This is a genomic window from Aeromicrobium sp. CFBP 8757, from assembly GCF_014841755.1.
In the GTDB taxonomy this organism is placed as follows: Bacteria; Actinomycetota; Actinomycetes; order Propionibacteriales; family Nocardioidaceae; genus Aeromicrobium.
Genome location: NZ_JACYUM010000003.1, coordinates 261,372 through 277,480, shown reverse-complemented (window position 1 = coordinate 277,480; position 16,109 = coordinate 261,372). Strand labels below are relative to the sequence as shown.

General features: G+C 72.7%; 15 protein-coding genes. 13 read left to right on the top strand and 2 right to left on the bottom strand.

Annotated elements, in window-relative coordinates; all coding sequences use genetic code 11:
• Positions 1 to 660: an SDR family oxidoreductase gene (locus tag IFT73_RS10975; protein ID WP_192167645.1), complete on the bottom strand. Its 660-nt coding sequence runs from the start codon at positions 658 to 660 to the stop codon at positions 1 to 3.
• A 37-nt stretch (positions 661 to 697) separates the two neighbouring features.
• Between IFT73_RS10975 and IFT73_RS10970 the strand changes: the two genes are divergently transcribed.
• The 8 genes from IFT73_RS10970 (at position 698) to IFT73_RS10940 (ending at position 10,852) form a co-directional block, all read left to right on the top strand.
• Entirely contained in the window at positions 698 to 1,642 is a 945-nt protein-coding gene (locus IFT73_RS10970) for an o-succinylbenzoate synthase (protein WP_192167644.1), read from the top strand.
• Positions 1,639 to 3,195, top strand: coding sequence for a 2-succinyl-5-enolpyruvyl-6-hydroxy-3-cyclohexene-1-carboxylate synthase (gene menD / locus IFT73_RS10965; protein ID WP_192167643.1), 1,557 nt, complete (start codon positions 1,639 to 1,641; stop codon positions 3,193 to 3,195). The genes IFT73_RS10970 and menD overlap by 4 nt, the downstream gene beginning before the upstream one ends.
• Positions 3,196 to 3,262: 67 nt before the next feature.
• Positions 3,263 to 4,843, top strand: coding sequence for a GMC family oxidoreductase (locus IFT73_RS10960; protein ID WP_192167642.1), 1,581 nt, complete (start codon positions 3,263 to 3,265; stop codon positions 4,841 to 4,843).
• A 14-nt stretch (positions 4,844 to 4,857) separates the two neighbouring features.
• Positions 4,858 to 6,387: an aldehyde dehydrogenase family protein gene (locus tag IFT73_RS10955; RefSeq protein WP_192167641.1), complete on the top strand. Its 1,530-nt coding sequence runs from the start codon at positions 4,858 to 4,860 to the stop codon at positions 6,385 to 6,387.
• A gap of 198 nt (positions 6,388 to 6,585) precedes the next feature.
• Positions 6,586 to 6,711 (top strand): hypothetical protein, encoded by a 126-nt coding sequence (locus IFT73_RS19300; protein ID WP_256435491.1) that lies wholly within the window; start codon positions 6,586 to 6,588, stop codon positions 6,709 to 6,711.
• 44 nt (positions 6,712 to 6,755) lie between these two features.
• Positions 6,756 to 9,638: a helix-turn-helix transcriptional regulator gene (locus IFT73_RS19425; RefSeq protein WP_192167640.1), complete on the top strand. Its 2,883-nt coding sequence runs from the start codon at positions 6,756 to 6,758 to the stop codon at positions 9,636 to 9,638.
• 16 nt (positions 9,639 to 9,654) lie between these two features.
• Positions 9,655 to 10,416 (top strand): GDSL-type esterase/lipase family protein, encoded by a 762-nt coding sequence (locus IFT73_RS10945; protein WP_192167639.1) that lies wholly within the window; start codon positions 9,655 to 9,657, stop codon positions 10,414 to 10,416.
• A gap of 10 nt (positions 10,417 to 10,426) precedes the next feature.
• Complete coding sequence (locus IFT73_RS10940) at positions 10,427 to 10,852, top strand: hypothetical protein (RefSeq protein ID WP_192167638.1); 426 nt, start codon at positions 10,427 to 10,429, stop codon at positions 10,850 to 10,852.
• On the opposite strand, the gene IFT73_RS10935 is transcribed toward IFT73_RS10940, so the two are convergent.
• The gene (locus IFT73_RS10935) at positions 10,849 to 12,102 is read right to left on the bottom strand and encodes an isochorismate synthase (protein WP_192167637.1); all 1,254 of its coding nucleotides are present in this window, start codon (positions 12,100 to 12,102) and stop codon (positions 10,849 to 10,851) included. The two genes, IFT73_RS10940 and IFT73_RS10935, sit on opposite strands and share 4 nt — an antisense overlap.
• A 124-nt stretch (positions 12,103 to 12,226) precedes the next feature.
• Between IFT73_RS10935 and IFT73_RS10930 the strand changes: the two genes are divergently transcribed.
• The 5 genes from IFT73_RS10930 (at position 12,227) to IFT73_RS10910 (ending at position 16,089) form a co-directional block, all read left to right on the top strand.
• A complete protein-coding gene (locus IFT73_RS10930; RefSeq protein ID WP_192167636.1) occupies positions 12,227 to 12,919 on the top strand; it encodes a demethylmenaquinone methyltransferase in 693 nt (230 codons plus the stop codon).
• A 168-nt stretch (positions 12,920 to 13,087) separates the two neighbouring features.
• Positions 13,088 to 13,447 (top strand): NADH-quinone oxidoreductase subunit A, encoded by a 360-nt coding sequence (locus IFT73_RS10925; protein WP_056605836.1) that lies wholly within the window; start codon positions 13,088 to 13,090, stop codon positions 13,445 to 13,447.
• Complete coding sequence (locus IFT73_RS10920; RefSeq protein ID WP_056605838.1) at positions 13,447 to 14,001, top strand: NADH-quinone oxidoreductase subunit B family protein; 555 nt, start codon at positions 13,447 to 13,449, stop codon at positions 13,999 to 14,001. Before IFT73_RS10925 ends, IFT73_RS10920 begins: the two co-directional genes overlap by 1 nt.
• Before the next feature lie 13 nt (positions 14,002 to 14,014).
• Positions 14,015 to 14,764, top strand: coding sequence for an NADH-quinone oxidoreductase subunit C (locus IFT73_RS10915; RefSeq protein ID WP_192167635.1), 750 nt, complete (start codon positions 14,015 to 14,017; stop codon positions 14,762 to 14,764).
• Positions 14,761 to 16,089, top strand: a complete 1,329-nt coding sequence (locus tag IFT73_RS10910) for an NADH-quinone oxidoreductase subunit D (RefSeq protein WP_192167634.1) — start codon at positions 14,761 to 14,763, stop codon at positions 16,087 to 16,089. The genes IFT73_RS10915 and IFT73_RS10910 overlap by 4 nt, the downstream gene beginning before the upstream one ends.
• Positions 16,090 to 16,109: the final 20 nt, after the last annotated feature.

The following is a 16,109-nucleotide window of genomic DNA, read 5'->3' as shown; positions in this document are numbered from 1 at the left end:
CTAGCCCACCGCTGCGGCGATCGCCTCGGGGATCGGCGTCGACCCACCGACGACCTCCCACTGCCGGTGGTGGGTCGTGGGGTCCTCGATCACGGCCGCGATGACCGCGGCGACGTCGGCCCGGGGGATCTCGCCGCGCTCGACCGTCTCGGCCAGCGTGACCTGACCCGTCGCGTCGTCGTCGGTCAGGCCGCCGGGACGGATGATCGTCCAGTCGAGGTCGCTGGCGCGCAGGACGACGTCGGCCTCGCGCTTGGCCTCGACGTAGGCCTTCCACGAGTCCTCGACGTCATCGGCCAGGGGCTCGTCGACGCTGATCGCCGAGATCTGGACGAAGCGGCGCACGCCGGCCGCGGTGGCCCCGGCGATCGACTTGAGCGAGCCGCCGAGGTCGACGGTCTTCTTGCGCTCGATGTTGCCGTCGCCGCCACCTCCCGCGGCGAACACGACGGCTCCGGCGCCCGTGAAGGCCTGGGCGAAGTCGTCGTCGTCGGACTTCTCGATGTCGAGCAGCACGACCTCGGCCCCGAGGCCCTGGAGCTCGGCGGCGTGGTCGGGGTTGCGGACGAGGGCGACGGGCTGGTGGCCGGCGTCGACGAGGACGGGGATGAGGAGGCGGGCGATCTTGCCGTGGCCTCCGACGATGGCGATACGAGTCATGTCTCCAACGTAGGTCGGTGGCGGTAAGTTGCCACTCGTGCAGCCCCGTACCTTCTCGATCCCGATGCCGACGACGTTCCGCGGCATCACGCGGCGCGAGGGCATGCTGATCGAGGGCCCCGCCGGCTGGGCCGAGTTCAGCCCCTTCCTCGACTACGACGCCCGCGAGAGCGCCCCGTGGCTCGCGGCGGCGATCGACTCCGCCGAGCGTCCCTGGCCCGCTGCCGTCCGCGACCGCGTGGCGGTCAACTGCACCGTCCCGGCGGTCGGTCCCGAGCAGGCCGCGCGCATCGTGCGCGCCAGCGGGTGCGGCACCGCCAAGGTCAAGGTCGCCGAGCGGGGCCAGACGCTCGCCGACGACGTCGACCGGGTCGAGGCCGTGCGCGACGCCATCGGCCCCCGGGGCCGGGTGCGCGTCGACGCCAACGGCGGCTGGACGGTCGACGAGGCGGTCAGCGCGATCGCGGCCCTGAACCTCGCGAGCCACGGGCTGGAGTACGTCGAGCAGCCGTGCGCGACGGTCGAGGAGCTCGCCGCCGTCCGCCGGCGCGTGGGGGTGCCGATCGCGGCGGACGAGTCGATCCGTCGCGCCGACGACCCGTTCCGTGTCGTGGAGCTCGAGGCCGCCGACATCGCGGTGCTGAAGGTCGCCCCGCTCGGCGGGGTGCACGCGGCCCTGCGCATCGCCGAGCAGATCGGTCTGCCCGTCGTGGTGTCGAGCGCCGTCGACACCTCGATCGGCCTCGCGGCGGGCCTGGCCCTGGCGGCCGCCCTGCCCGAGCTGCCCTACGCGTGCGGGCTGGCCACGACGTCGCTGCTCGACGGCGACGTCGTGGCGTCCCCGCTCGTCCCGGTCGACGGTTTCCTGCCGGTCGGGCGCCAGGCCCTCGACCTCGCCGCCTACGACCGGGTCGCCGCCGACGGCGAGACCGACGCCCGCTGGCAGGCCCGCCTCTCGGCCGTCCGCGCGGTGCTGGCATGAGCGCTTCGGGGGACGCGCGGCGGCTGATTTACTCGCTGATCACGCTCGGGGTGCGCGACGCCGTGCTGTCGCCCGGCTCGCGCTCGGGGCCGCTCGCGGTGGGCCTGCTCGCGGCCGAGCGGGCCGGGGTCCTGCGGCTGCACGTGCGCGTCGACGAGCGCGAGGCCGCGTTCCTCGCGCTGGGCCTCGCGAAGGGCTCGCACCGGCTCGTGCCGGTCGTCACGACGTCGGGCACGGCGGTCGCGAACCTGCACCCGGCGATGCTCGAGGCGCTGCACGCCGACGTCCCGGTGCTCGCCGTGACGGCCGACCGGCCCGCACGGCTGCGTGGCACGGGTGCCAACCAGACGACCGACCAGCGCGCGATCTTCCCGGGCGTCCCGTTCACCGACCGCGTCGACGAGCTGTCAGGACGCGTCCAGCACCTCAACCTCGAGCTCGACGAGCCGCTCCTCGAGCCGGTCGAGTGGGGCTTCGAGCCGCTCGGTCCGCCCGAGCGGACGATGCGCGGCGAGGAGCACGGCGAGCCCCACGTGCTCGACATCGGCCCCCGCACCGTCGTGGTGGCCGGCGACGACGCCCGGCAGCCCGCCCGCGTCCTGGCCCGCGACGCCCGCTGGCCGCTGCTCGCCGAGCCGTCGTCGGGCTCGCGCAACGGCGAGGCCCTCGTGACGTACCGCCAGCTGCTGGTCCACTCGCCGCTCGCACGCCGCATCGAGCGCGTCGTCAGCCTCGGCCACGCGACGCTCACGCGTCCGGTCGCCCGGCTGCTGGCGCGCACCGACGTCCCGGTCGTGCACGTCGGCACGCAGGCGACGTTCCCCGTGCCCGCCGGCCCGAACGTGATGTTCGTCGACCGCGTCGCGGCGGGCGGCGTCGACGAGTCGTCGTGGCTCGACGAGTGGCTGGCCGACGACGCGCTCGCGACCGCCGTGGTCGACGACCTGACGACCGGCACGCACTACGACGTCGCACGGGCCGTCAACGCGGCGGTGCCGCCCGGCGGCCTGCTGTTCGTCGGCTCGTCGAGCCCCGTCCGCGACCTCGACCTCGTCGCGCGGCCCTACCCCGTCGGCGGCAAGCGGCTGATCATCGCCAACCGGGGGCTGGCCGGCATCGACGGCGTCCTGTCGAGCGCGATCGGCGCGGCCCTGGGGCGCCCGTCGAGCCGCGCGATCGCCTACGTCGGCGACCTGACGTTCCTGCACGGCAGCAACGGGCTGCTGATCGGTCCCGGCGAGCCGCGGCCCGATCTGACCGTCGTCGTGGCGTCCGACGACGGCGGCAGCATCTTCACGACCCTCGAGCAGGGCGCCCCCGACTTCGCGACCTCGTTCGAGCGCGTCTTCGCGACGCCGACGGGCGCCGACATCGGCACGCTGTGCCGCGGCTACGGCGTGCCGCACCGCCTCGTCGACGTCGCCGCGCTGCCCGCCGCCCTCGCCGAGGACGTCGCCGGCATCCGCGTGCTCGAGGTGCCCGTCGACCGGACAGGTCGTCGCGAGCTCGACGCACGGATCGGGGCGTCGATCCGGGCCGTCCTGGATCGCTGACACCTGTTGTGTCACGGACATACTCGCAGTAGGTTTGTGGCCCACGTCACCAGCTGGAAGAGGGCCCATGGCTAGTTCGACCTTCGACTACGTCGTCATCGGATCGGGCAGCGCCGGTGGGGTGATCGCCGCCCGGCTCACCGAGGACCCGCAGGTCTCGGTGCTGCTGCTCGAGGCGGGACCGCAGGACGACGACGAGATGATCCACATGCCGCTGGGCTTCTCGACGCTGTTCAAGACCAAGTGGGACTGGAACTACGAGACGACCCACCAGAAGCACCTCGCCGGTCGGCGCGCCTACTGGCCGCGCATGAAGGCGCTCGGCGGCTGCTCGTCGATGAACGCCATGATCTACATCCGCGGCAACCACGCCGACTACGACGAGTGGCGCGACGGCTACGGGGCCGACGGCTGGGGCTTCGACGACGTGCTGCCGTACTTCAAGAAGGCCGAGTCCAACACCCGGCTCGGCGACCCGTTCCACGGCACCGACGGGCCCCTGCACGTCGAGGACCGCCAGTACGACCACGAGCTCAGCACCGCGTTCGTCGAGGCGGGCGTCGCCGCCGGCCTCAAGCGCAATCCCGACTTCAACGGTGCCTCGCAGGAGGGCATCGGCCTCTACCAGGTCACGTGCAGGAAGGGGCGGCGCTGGTCGGTCGCCGACGCCTACATCCACCCCGCCGAGGACCGCCCCAACCTGACGGTCCTGACCGAGGCCTTCGTGACCCGCATCCTGCTCGAGGGCACCCGCGCGGTCGGTGTCGCCTACACGCGCGGCGGCGAGACGTTCGAGGTGCGCGCCGACGCCGAGGTCGTCCTCAGCGGCGGTGCGATCAACAGCCCGCAGCTGCTGATGCTGTCGGGCATCGGCCCGGGCGCGCACCTGCGCGAGATGGGCATCGACGTCGTCGTCGAGTCGTCCGGCGTGGGGCAGAACCTGCAGGACCACCCCGTCTCGGGCATCCTCAGCTACACCAAGGACACGACCGACGTCGCCGAGATGCTGGGGCTCGGCAACCTGCTCAAGTGGCGTGCGACGGGCAAGGGGCCGCTGGGCTCCAACGTCGCCGAGACCGGGGCGTTCTTCACGTCCCGCGACGACCTCGACGTCCCCGACATCCAGCTGCACGTCGCCCCCACGGGCTTCTACGACAACGGCATGCACGAGCCCACCCGCCGGGCCCTGACGACCGCCGTGACGCTCGTCAACGTGCAGAGCAAGGGCAGCATCACGCTGCGCTCGGCCGATCCGACGTGGCACCCCGCGATCGACCCCGGCTACTTCGACGACCGTGCCGACCTCGACGCGATGATCGGCGGCTACCGGCGGGCGCTCGCGATCCTGCGCGAGGGCCCCATCGCCCGCTACCTCGACGAGCCGTGGATGCCCGCGTCCGCCGATCCCACCGACGACGAGATCATCGACACGATCGGCACGCTGGGCCAGACGCTCTACCACCCCGTCGCGACGTGCGCGATGGGCACGGTCGAGGGCAGCGTCGTCGACCCCGAGCTCAAGGTCCACGGCGTCGACGGACTGCGCGTCGCGGACGCCTCGGTCATGCCCCGCGTCCCCCGCGGCAACACCAACGCACCCACCATCATGATCGGCGAGAAGTGCGCCGACCTGATCCGCACCGCCTAGAAGCAGGAGCCACGATGACCGCCACGCTCGACCCCACCCCCACCGCCACCGCCTCCGCCGACGCCCCCGTCGACACGTTCGACTCGCTCGACCCCGCCAACGGCGACCTCGTCGGCACGCACCCCGTCACGTCCAAGGCCGACGTCGACGCCGCCGTGGCCCGGGCCCGCGAGGCCGCCGGCTGGTGGGGGGCCCTGAGCTTCGACGAGCGCGCCGAGCACCTGCTGACGTGGCGCAGCGTCATCACGCGCCGCATCGCGCAGCTCGCCAACCTGTCGCACCGCGAGACCGGCAAGCCGCACGGTGACGCGCAGCTCGAGATCATCCTCGCGATCGACCACGTCGCGTGGGCCGCGAAGAACGCCAAGAAGGTGCTCGGGCCCAGCAAGGTGAGGTCGGGCCTGCTGATGGCCAACCAGGCGTCGACCGTCGAGTACAAGCCGCTCGGCGTCGTCGGCGTCATCGGGCCGTGGAACTACCCCGTCTTCACCCCGATGGGCTCGATCGCCTACGCCCTCGCGGCCGGCAACACCGTGGTGTTCAAGCCCAGCGAGTACACGCCCGGCGTGGGCCAGTGGCTCGCCGACACGTTCACCGAGGTCGTGCACGGTCGCCCCGTGCTGCAGGTCGTCACGGGCCTCGGCGAGACCGGCAACGCCCTGTGCACCGCCGACGTCGACAAGCTCGCCTTCACCGGGTCGGGCCCGACCGGCAAGAAGGTCATGGCGGCGTGCGCCGAGAACCTGACCCCCGTCATCATCGAGGCCGGCGGCAAGGACTCGCTGATCGTCGACGAGGACGCCGACCTCGCCAAGGCCGCCGAGGCGGCGCTGTGGGGCGGCATGTCGAACGCCGGCCAGACCTGCATCGGCACCGAGCGCGTCTACGTCCACGAGAAGGTCTTCGACTCGTTCATGACCGAGATCCTCGGCCAGGCCAAGGGGCTGCGCGCGGGCGCCGACGCCGGCGCCAAGATCGGCCCCATCACGATGCCGTCGCAGCTCAAGGTCATCCAGAGCCACATCGACGACGCGATCGCCAAGGGCGCGCACGTCGCGCTGGGCGGCTCGGACGCCGTCGGCGAGCGCTTCGTCCAGCCGACGATCCTGACCCACGTGCCCGAGGACTCGACCGAGATCACCGAGGAGACGTTCGGCCCGACCCTCGCGATCAACCCCGTCCGCAGCATGGACGAGGCCGTCGAGCTGACCAACGCGACGTCGTACGGCCTCGCGGGTGCCGTGTTCTCCAAGAAGCAGGGCATGGAGATCGCCCGGCGCATCCGCTCGGGCATGACGTCGGTCAACTCGGTCATCGCCTTCGCCGGCGTGCCCACCCTGCCGTTCGGCGGCGTCGGGCAGTCGGGCTTCGGTCGCATCCACGGGCCCGACGGCCTCAAGGAGTTCACGTACGCCAAGGCCATCACGCGGCAGAAGTTCAAGCCCGTCATGATGCTGACGTCGTTCGAGCGGGGCGCCAAGGAGGACGGCCGCGTCGCGCAGCTCATCACGCTGCTGCACGGCGGCAAGCAGACGCTCAAGTGACGCGCGGCTCCTTCGTCGCCGCACCTGGCACTCGTCCCTCGCGCCAGCCGGGCTGACGCCCGGGCGTCTGCCGTCGCTCGCTGCGCTCGCTCGGCCTGTGGTCGGGACGATCGGCTGGGACGATCTGAGGCACCTGCGGCCCGTGTCTAGGGAGATCGTCCGATGCGGGCCGGGGCCGCGCGGTGCGAGGCTCGGGCCATGACGATCGAGCGCGCACCCGCCGGCCCGTCCGGCCGCCTCCTGCGACCCGGACGCCGGCGGTCGCGGCGCGGCCTCGTGCTGCGGCTCGCGGCCTGGGCGACGGGTCGATCGGGTCAGGTGTGACGGACGTGCCCGCAGCGTCCGAGGCGTCGGCCATGATGGTCGGCATGGCTGACACCAGGGCTCCGTCGACGCGACTGGTGGGTCGCACGCGCGAGCTCGACCAGCTGCTCGGCCTGGCGGGCGTCACGGCCCCCGAGGCGCGCGACGTCGTGCTGCTCGGCGGCGACGCGGGCATCGGCAAGACCCGCCTGCTGCGCGAGCTCGGTGCCGCGGCCCGCGAGGCCGGCCACCGCGTCATGGCGGGCCACTGCCTCGACCTGGGCGACAGCGCGCTGCCCTACCAGCCGTTCGCCGAGGCGTTCTCGGGCCTGTCCGACGCCGAGCGCGACGCGCTCGCCGAGCGCTTTCCGGCCCTCGGTCCGCTCCTGCCGCGGCCGTCGGCGGCCCCGGGCCCCGGCGTCGAGCGCGCCGAGCTGTTCGCGTCGGTCGTCGCGGCGCTCGACTCGCTGGCCGCCGAGCGTCCCGTCCTGCTGGTCATCGAGGACGCCCACTGGGCCGACGCCTCCACGCGGCACCTGATCCGCTACGTCCTCGCCCAGGGCTTCCGCGGGGCGGTCCACGTCGTCGTCAGCTATCGCGCCGACGACCTGCACCGACGTCACCCGCTGCGCGAGGCGCTGAGCGAGTGGGTGCGGCTGCCGCGGGTGCGCCGCGTCGAGCTCGAGCCGCTCGCCGACGCCGACGTCGCCGACCTGGCCCGCGTCCGCTCCACGGCCGAGCTGCCGGCCGAGGGGCTGCGCGCCGTCGTGCAACGGGCCGGCGGCAACGCCTTCTTCGTCGAGGAGCTGCTCGACGCCGGCCTCGCCGACCACCGCTCGTCGCTCCCCGAGACCCTGAGCGATCTGCTCCTGGTGCGCTTGGAGCGCCTCGACGACGGTGCGAGACGGCTCGTGCGGGCCGCGTCGGTCACCGACGGGCGCGAGGGGTTCACGGCCCTGGCGGCGGCCGCGGGGCTCAGCGACGACGAGCTCGACGACGCCCTCGTCGCGGCGGTCGACCACAAGGTCCTGCGCCGCACCGGGTCGGACGACTACGTGTTCCGCCACGCCCTGCTGGGCGAGGCGCTGCGCGACGACCTGCTGCCGGGGGAGCGACGCCGCATCCACGCCGCCTTCCTGGCGGCGCTCCCGGACGACGCCCCGCCGGCGACGGTCGCCCGCCACGCCCTGGCCGCCGGGCAGCGCGAGACGGCCTTCACGGCCACGGTGCGCGCCGCCGAGGCCGCGGGTCGCGTCGCCGGCTACGACGAGGCGGCCCAGCACTACGAGCGGGCGCTCGACCTGATCGACGCGGCACCGGGCGGCACCGACGAGATCGACCTCGTGATCGACGCCGCCAACGCCCTGGTCACGTCCGGCCAGCTGATGCGCGCGCTGGGGCTGCTGCGCGACCACCTCGCGGGCCTGGCCACCGACGTCCACCGCGACTGCCACGGGCGCCTGCTCGTCGCGATCGGCAACACGAGCTACTTCGCCAACCTCGACGCCGACGCCGAGCAGGCGAGCGTCCGCGCGACGCAGGTCGTGCCCGACGAGCCGACGGTCCTGCGGGGCGAGGTCGCCGCCCTGCGGGCACGGGTGCTGGCCAACCGGCGGCGCGACCGCGAGGCCGCGCAGTGGGGTGAGCAGGCGTTGCGGATCGGCGAGGCGACGCGCGCCGAGGCCGTCATCTTCGACGCCAAGGCCACCGTCACCCGGCTGCTGGCCCGGTCGGGCGACGGCTCGCACGAGACGATGCAGGCGTTCCGTGAGCTCATCGACGCGTCCCGCGCCTCGGGGCACGTGCTGGGCGAGCTGCGGGGCCTCAACCAGATGGCCTTCGTCCACTTCAACGCCGGCGAGCTCGACGCCGCCGCCGAGACGTTCGACGAGGAGAGGCGCCGCGCCGCCCGCACGGGGTGGTCGTGGGGCCCCTACGGCTTCGACGGCCGGTTCTTCGGCGTGCTGGTCGCCTTCATGCGGGGGCGCTGGGACGAGGCGCTCGAGCTCGGGGCGGTCCGTGCGGGCGCGCCGCCGGAGTTCGACGCCTACCTGACGGCGGTGTCGCTGCTCGTGTCGGCCGGACGGGGCGACACGGCCCAGATCGAGCGCACCCTGCCGCAGCGAGCGCTGTGGCGCCACGACCAGGCATCGGCGATCCACGGCACGTCGGCCCTCGTCGAGCTCGCCGGCGCCGGCGGAGACCTGGCGGCGGCGCGGCGTCACTACGACGACCTCGTCGAGCTGCACACCCGCTCGTGGGACGAGCCCGACTTCCCGGCCCGCATCCGGCTCGTCGCGCTGCTGGTCGGGCAGTACGCCGGCGCGGTGCGCACGCTCGACCGTGCCGGGCAGCAGCTGCTCGTCGACCAGGTGCCCGAGCTGCTCGCGGACGTCGAGCGGGCCGCCCGCACGACCCAGCCGCTCGGGCCCGAGGGGCTCGCGTGGCAGGCGCGGGCGCACGCCGAGGTCGCCCGCCTGCACTGGCTCGCCGGATCGGGGCCCGGCGCCGCGTCGTCGGCCGACCTGGTCGCGGCCTGGCGCGCCGTGCGCGAGGGGTTCGTCGGGCTCGGCGACCCCTACGAGACGGCCCGCTCGTCGGCACGGCTCGCGGCGGTGCTGGTGGCGTCGGGCGACGACGCGGAGGGTGCCGGGCTGGTCGCCGAGGCCCGTGCCACCGCCGTCGGGCTCGGCGCCCGCCCCCTGCTGGCCGAGCTCGACCGGCTCTCGCCCCGACCGGTCCGCGCCGACGTCGACCTGACGCCGCGCGAGCGCGAGGTGCTGCAGCAGGTGGCCGCGGGTCGCAGCAACGGCGAGATCGGCACACGGCTGTTCATCAGCACCAAGACCGTGTCGGTGCACGTCTCCAACATCCTGGCGAAGCTCGGCGCGGCGGGGCGCACCGAGGCGGCGGCGATCGCTCGCCGCAGGGGCCTGCTCGACGACTGAGGGCTACGCTGGCCGCGTGACCTACCACCGTTTCGTCGCCCTCGGCGACTCGTTCACCGAAGGCGTCGGCGACCCCGACGAGACCCGCCCCAACGGTGTGCGGGGCTGGGCCGACCGGGTCGCCGCGCAGCTGACCGGCGACGACGTGCAGTACGCCAACCTCGCGATCCGCGGGCGCAAGCTGCTGCAGATCGTGGCCGACCAGGTCGAGCCCGCGGTCGCGATGTCGCCCGACCTCGTGACGATCTACGCGGGGGCCAACGACGTCCTGCGCCCCCGCATCGACGTCGACCGCCTGATCGAGGCGTACGACGACGCGATCGGGCGGCTCGCGGCATCCGGTGCCCGCGTCGTCGTGTTCACGGCGTACGACCCGGGCGGCTCGCCGGTCTTCGGCGCACTGCGCGGACGGTTCGCGATCTACAACGAGCTCGTGCGCGAGGTCGCCGACCGGCACGGGGCGACGCTGGTCGACTTCTGGCGCCTGCGCGACTACCGCGACGACCGCCTGTGGGACGGCGACCGCATGCACATGTCGTCGGCCGGTCACCAGCGGATGGCGATCGCGGTGCTCGACGCCCTGGGCCTCGAGCACGACCTGCAGCCGCTGCCGCTCGACGAGCGTCCGGTGCTGTCGGCCGCCGACCGCCGCGCCGCCAACCTCGACTGGGCCCGCACGCACGCCGGGCCGTGGGTCAGGCGCCGGCTCACGGGCACGTCGTCCGGCGACGGACTCGCGCCCCGCCGGCCGACGCTCTCCGCGGTCACGGCCGGCTGAGGGCGTCGCGGTGCGTCTGCCGAGGCTCGGCCCCAAGCTGGCCGGCCCGCCGACGGACCTCGACGACGACTCGATGGAGCGGCTGGACGAGTTCATCCGCATGACCAAGGACGACAAGGTCGTCAGCACCCGGCGGCTCCTGTGGCTCGCGGTGGTGTTCGCCGGCCCCCTGCAGCTCAAGCAGGAGCGCACCCCCACGGCGACCGGTGACTCGGTCGTGCTGGGCCCGCACACCGTCGTGATGACGCCGCAGCAGCTCGTCGGCGTCGCGAAGGTCAGCTACTACCTGACGCGGCTCGACGCGGGCGAGACGCTCAAGCCGGCCAAGGTCTACGAGGTCGACGACGGCAACGGGTGGTGGCACCTCGACGGCCTGCACCGCCTGCTGGCCGCCCGGATCATGGGTCAGTCGCTGGAGGCGCGGATCCACCGCTAGGAGGTCAGCGCCTCGCGGACGGGGATGAGCTTGGCGCTCGACTCGGCGAGCTCGTCGGCCGGGACGGAGTCGGCGACGATGCCGCACCCCGCGAACAGCCGCACCGTGCGGCCGTCGTCCTCGACCTGGGCCGAGCGCAGGCCGATGCCCCACTCGCCGTCGCCCCGGGCGTCGATCCAGCCGACGGGTCCGGCGTAGCGGCCGCGCTCGAGCCGCTCGATCTCGTCGATCAGGCGGACCGCGTCGGGCGTCGGGGTGCCGCCGACCGCCGCCGACGGGTGCAGCGACGCGGCCAGCGTCAGGGCGCTCGCGCCGTTCTTCATGACGCCCGTGACGTCGGTCGCGAGGTGCATGACGTTGGGCAGGTGCAGCACGAACGGCGTCTCGGGCACGTTCATGCTCGTGCAGTGGGGGGCGAGCGAGTCGGCGACCGAGCGCACGGCGTACTCGTGCTCCTCGAGGTCCTTGCTCGACCGCGCGAGGGAGCCCGCCAGGGCCAGGTCGTGCGTGTCGTCGCCGGTGCGTCGGATCGTGCCGGCCAGCACGCGCGACGTCACGAGGCCGCGCTCGAGACGCACCAGCATCTCGGGCGTCGACCCGAAGAAGCCGTCGACGTGGAACGTCCAGCAGCTGGGGTAGTCGGCCGCGAGGCGGGCCAGGGGAGCGCGGACGTCGAGGGGCTCGTCGAGCGTCGCGACGAGGTCGCGCGCCAGCACGACCTTGTCGAGGTCGTCGGCCTGGATGCGCTGGACCGCCTCGGCGACCAGGGCCTTCCACGCGTCACCGTCGACCGGGCCGTCGACGAACGTCGCGCCCGACGGCGGGCGCGGGGGCGTCGTGGGGGCGACCGCGGGGGTCGCGGCGATGCCCGTGCCGATCACCGTGACCCAGGCGACGCCGTCGCGGCGTCCCACCACGACCTCGGGCACGACCAGGACGCTGCCCTCGGCGGCGTCGGCGAACGTGAAGGAGCCGAAGGCCACGAGACCCGAGCCGGGGGTGTCGACCTCGTCGCGGACGACGGCGTGTGACGACAGCTCGCGCCACCACTCGGCGGCCTCGGCGAAGCGGCCCGGGCCGGACGTGCGCAGCTCGGTCGCGCGTCCCCAGCCGACGAGTCCGTCGCCGCCGTGCACCCACGCGAACGCGTCGTCGGGGGGCAGCAGCGAGAGCAGCTCACCGGGGTCGTCGACCGGCGCGGACCGGACCACGAGGGGACCGATCTCGGGGTCGACGGCGGGACTGCTCACATCGATCGAGTCTACGCGGGGCCCCGGAGGGATGCTCGTGATGTGTCGCGTCAGACACCCGTGACCCCCGCATCGCGCGGCGGCCCGGACGGCGCGGGTGCTGCGGTGGTCGTAGGATCGGGCGGTGAGCAGAGCCGGCCTGGACAAGCAGCCCCACGACGTCGCGCGGATGTTCGACGGCGTGGCCGAGAAGTACGACCTGACCAACGACGTGCTGTCGATGGGCCAGGACCGTCGCTGGCGCAAGCGGGTCGTCGAGCTCGTCGCACCGAGGCCGGGCGAGCTGATCCTCGACCTCGCGGCGGGCACCGGCACGTCGAGCCAGCCGTTCGCCGACGCCGGCTCCACCGTCGTGCCGTGCGACTTCTCGATCGGCATGCTCGAGGTCGGCAAGCGCGACCGTCCGGCCCTGCCCTTCACGGCCGGCGACGGCATGCGGCTGCCGTTCGGCGACGACACCTTCGACGCCGTCACGATCTCGTTCGGCCTGCGCAACATCGTCGATCCCATCGCGGGCCTGCGCGAGCTGCTGCGCGTCACGCGCCCGGGCGGACGCATCGTGGTCTGCGAGTTCAGCACGCCGACGTGGGGGCCGTTCGACGCGGTCTACACCAACTACCTCATGCGGGCGCTGCCGCCCGTCGCACGCGCGGTGTCGTCCAACCCGGAGTCGTACGTCTACCTCGCCGAGTCGATCCGGGCGTGGCCCGACCAGAAGGGCCTCGCGCTGCGCATGGTCGAGGCCGGCTGGGGTCGCGTCGAGTGGCACAACCTGTCGGCCGGCATCGTCGCGCTGCACCACTCCGTCAAGCCCTGAGCCCCCTCCCAGACGGCGGGGCGGACGCGACAGGCTGACTTAGTGTGACCTAAGTTACACCTGGTCCGAGGCGGGCGTAGGGTGAGACCGTGATCACGTTGTGAAGCAATTCACAAGCGCACGATCACAGTGGTTCTTCGCTCTGTCGGTCCAGGCCCGGGAGGTCCCGTGACGGATTACACGCCGATCCTCGTGCTCGGGGGTCTCGCGGCGCTGTTCGCGATCGGCTCGGTGGCGATCGCGCCGCTGACGGGTCCCAGGCGCTACAACCGCGCCAAGCTCGACCGCTACGAGTCCGGCATCGAGCCGAGCCCCCTGCCCGAGGGCGGCGGACGCATCCCCGTCAAGTACTTCTTCACGGCCATGATGTTCATCGTCTTCGACATCGAGATCGTGTTCCTGTACCCCTTCGCCGTCGCCTTCGACCAGATGTCCTGGTTCGCGGTCTTCGCGATGATGCTGTTCCTCGTCAACGTCACGATCGCCTACGCCTACGAGTGGCGCCGCGGCGGAATGGAGTGGACCTGATGGGTCTCGAAGAGAAGCTGCCGAGCGGGGTCCTGCTCTCGACGGTCGAGGGGCTGGCCGGCTACATGCGCAAGGCCTCGTTCTGGCCCGCGACGTTCGGCCTGGCGTGCTGCGCGATCGAGATGATGACGTTCGGCGCGCCCCGGTTCGACTCGGCACGCTTCGGCATGGAGGTCTTCCGGCCCTCGCCGCGCCAGGCCGACCTGATGATCGTCGCGGGCCGCGTCAGCAACAAGATGGCGCCGGTCGTGCGGCAGATCTACGACCAGATGGCCGGTCCCAAGTACGTCCTCGCGATGGGTGTCTGCGCCAGCTCGGGCGGCATGTTCAACAACTACGCGATCGTGCAGGGCGTCGACCACGTCGTGCCGGTCGACATGTACCTGCCCGGCTGCCCGCCCCGTCCCGAGATGCTGATCGACGCGATCCTCAAGCTGCACGACCAGATCCAGCACACCAAGCTCGGCTCGAACCGCCTCGCCGAGATCAAGGAGGACGAGAGGACGGCGCTGCTGGCCACGCCGACCTCGGCCATGAAGGGGCTCATGCGATGAGGGGTGGCGCACGATGACCGACCCCCGGGGCGACCGCGACGCCCGCGACGCCGGCACGCGGTCGCAGGACGTCTCGCACGAGTCGCACGACAACCTCGTGCGGGCCGACGTGACCGAGCTCGAGGTCGTCGAGGTCCGTGAAGGTGCCTTCGGCGCGCACGGCACGGGCGACACGAGCGGCTTCGGTGGCCTGACCCGTCCCGTCGTCATGCCGGGCCCCAGCCAACGTCCGTACGGCGGCTGGTTCGACGAGGTCGCCGACCGCTTCGCCGGCGGTGCCGGCCTCGAGGGCGCGATCGAGAAGGTCGTCGTCGACCGCGGCGAGATCACCTTCTACGTCCGCCGCCAGCTGCTGCTGCCGGCCGTGACCCACCTGCGCAACGACCCCGTGCTGCGCTTCGAGTTCTGCTCCAGCGTCAGTGCGGTGCACTTCCCGCACGAGACGGGACGCGAGCTGCACGTCGTCCTGCACCTGCTCTCGATGACGCACAACCGTCGCATCCGGGTCGAGACCACGACGCCCGACGACGACCGCCACGTGCCCAGCGTCGTCCCGATCTACCCGACCGCCGACTGGCAGGAGCGGGAGGCGTGGGACATGTTCGGCATCGAGTTCGACGGCCACCCCGCGCTGACCCGCATCCTCATGCCCGACGACTGGCCCGGCCACCCCCAGCGCAAGGACTACCCACTCGGGGGCATCCCGGTCGAGTACAAGGGCGGCACGATCCCGCCGCCGGACCAGCGCAGGAGCTACTCATGACCCAGACGACAGATCCCTACGCCGGCACGACCGACTCGAACGAGGGCCCGGTCTTCACCGTCACGGGCCAGGACTGGGACACGATCGACGTCTCCGACCTGCAGGGCGACCGCCTCGTCATCAACATGGGCCCCCAGCACCCGTCGACGCACGGCGTGCTGCGGCTCGTGCTCGAGATCGACGGCGAGACCGTCCGCGACGCCCGCGCCGGCATCGGCTACCTGCACACCGGCATCGAGAAGAACATGGAGTTCCGCACCTGGACGCAGGGCGTCACGTTCTGCACCCGGATGGACTACGTCGCGCCGTTCTCGAACGAGGCCGCCTACGTCATGGCGGTCGAGAAGCTGCTCGAGATCGAGGCGCCCGAGAAGGCCCAGGCCATGCGGGTGCTGCTGCTCGAGCTCAACCGCATCTCGTCGCACCTGGTGTGCCTGGCGACCGGCGGCATGGAGATCGGCGCCCTGACCGTCATGACCTGCGGGTTCCGCGACCGCGAGCTGATCCTCGACCTGTTCGAGATGATCACCGGCCTGCGCATGAACCACGCCTTCTTCCGTCCCGGCGGCGTGGCCCAGGACCTGCCCGACGGCGCGATCGAGAAGATCCGCTCGACCGTCGCGCTGCTCAAGAAGCGCCTGCCCGAGTACGCCGCGCTCTGCAACGCCAACCCGATCTTCAAGGGACGCCTCAAGGGCGTCGGCCACCTCGAGCTCGCGGGCTGCCTCGCGCTCGGCCTGACCGGCCCGGTGCTGCGCTCGACCGGCTACGACTGGGACCTGCGCCGCAAGCAGCCCTACTGGGGCTACGACACGTACGACTTCGACGTCGTGACCCGCGACGAGCCCGACGCCTACGGGCGCTTCCGGATCCGGCTCGACGAGATGTGGGAGTCGATCAAGATCGTCGAGCAGGCCACCGAGCGGCTCGCCGGCATGGAGGGCATGCCGGTCATGGTCGCCGACAAGAAGATCGCCTGGCCCGCGCAGCTCAGCGTCGGAGCCGACGGCCAGGGCAACTCCGCCGAGCACATCAAGCACATCATGGGCGAGTCGATGGAAGCGCTGATCCACCACTTCAAGATCGTCACGGAGGGCTTCCGGGTGCCGGCCGGCCAGGCGTACGGTGCCGTCGAGGCGCCGCGCGGCGAGATCGGCTGCCACCTGGTCTCCGACGGCGGCACGCGCCCCTACCGCGCGCACTTCCGCGATCCGTCGTTCGTCAACCTGCAGGGCACGTCGGTCATGAGCGAGGGCGGCATGATCTCCGACGTCATCGTCGCCGTCGCCAGCATCGACCCCGTCATGGGCGGGGTTGATCGCTAGTGGCGCTGTCCGACGTGACC

Bases quoted from the DNA above. Each gene is read 5' to 3' on its own strand.
- IFT73_RS19300 (WP_256435491.1), top strand. From the start codon at position 6,586: ATGACGATCGAGCGCGCACCCGCCGGCCCGTCCGGCCGCCTCCTGCGA.
- IFT73_RS10955 (WP_192167641.1), top strand. From the start codon at position 4,858: ATGACCGCCACGCTCGACCCCACCCCCACCGCCACCGCCTCCGCCGAC.
- menD (WP_192167643.1), top strand. From the start codon at position 1,639: ATGAGCGCTTCGGGGGACGCGCGGCGGCTGATTTACTCGCTGATCACG.
- IFT73_RS10960 (WP_192167642.1), top strand. From the start codon at position 3,263: ATGGCTAGTTCGACCTTCGACTACGTCGTCATCGGATCGGGCAGCGCC.
- IFT73_RS10920 (WP_056605838.1), top strand. From the start codon at position 13,447: ATGGGTCTCGAAGAGAAGCTGCCGAGCGGGGTCCTGCTCTCGACGGTC.
- IFT73_RS10915 (WP_192167635.1), top strand. From the start codon at position 14,015: ATGACCGACCCCCGGGGCGACCGCGACGCCCGCGACGCCGGCACGCGG.
- IFT73_RS10975 (WP_192167645.1), bottom strand. From the start codon at position 660: ATGACTCGTATCGCCATCGTCGGAGGCCACGGCAAGATCGCCCGCCTC.
- IFT73_RS19425 (WP_192167640.1), top strand. From the start codon at position 6,756: ATGGCTGACACCAGGGCTCCGTCGACGCGACTGGTGGGTCGCACGCGC.
- IFT73_RS10910 (WP_192167634.1), top strand. From the start codon at position 14,761: ATGACCCAGACGACAGATCCCTACGCCGGCACGACCGACTCGAACGAG.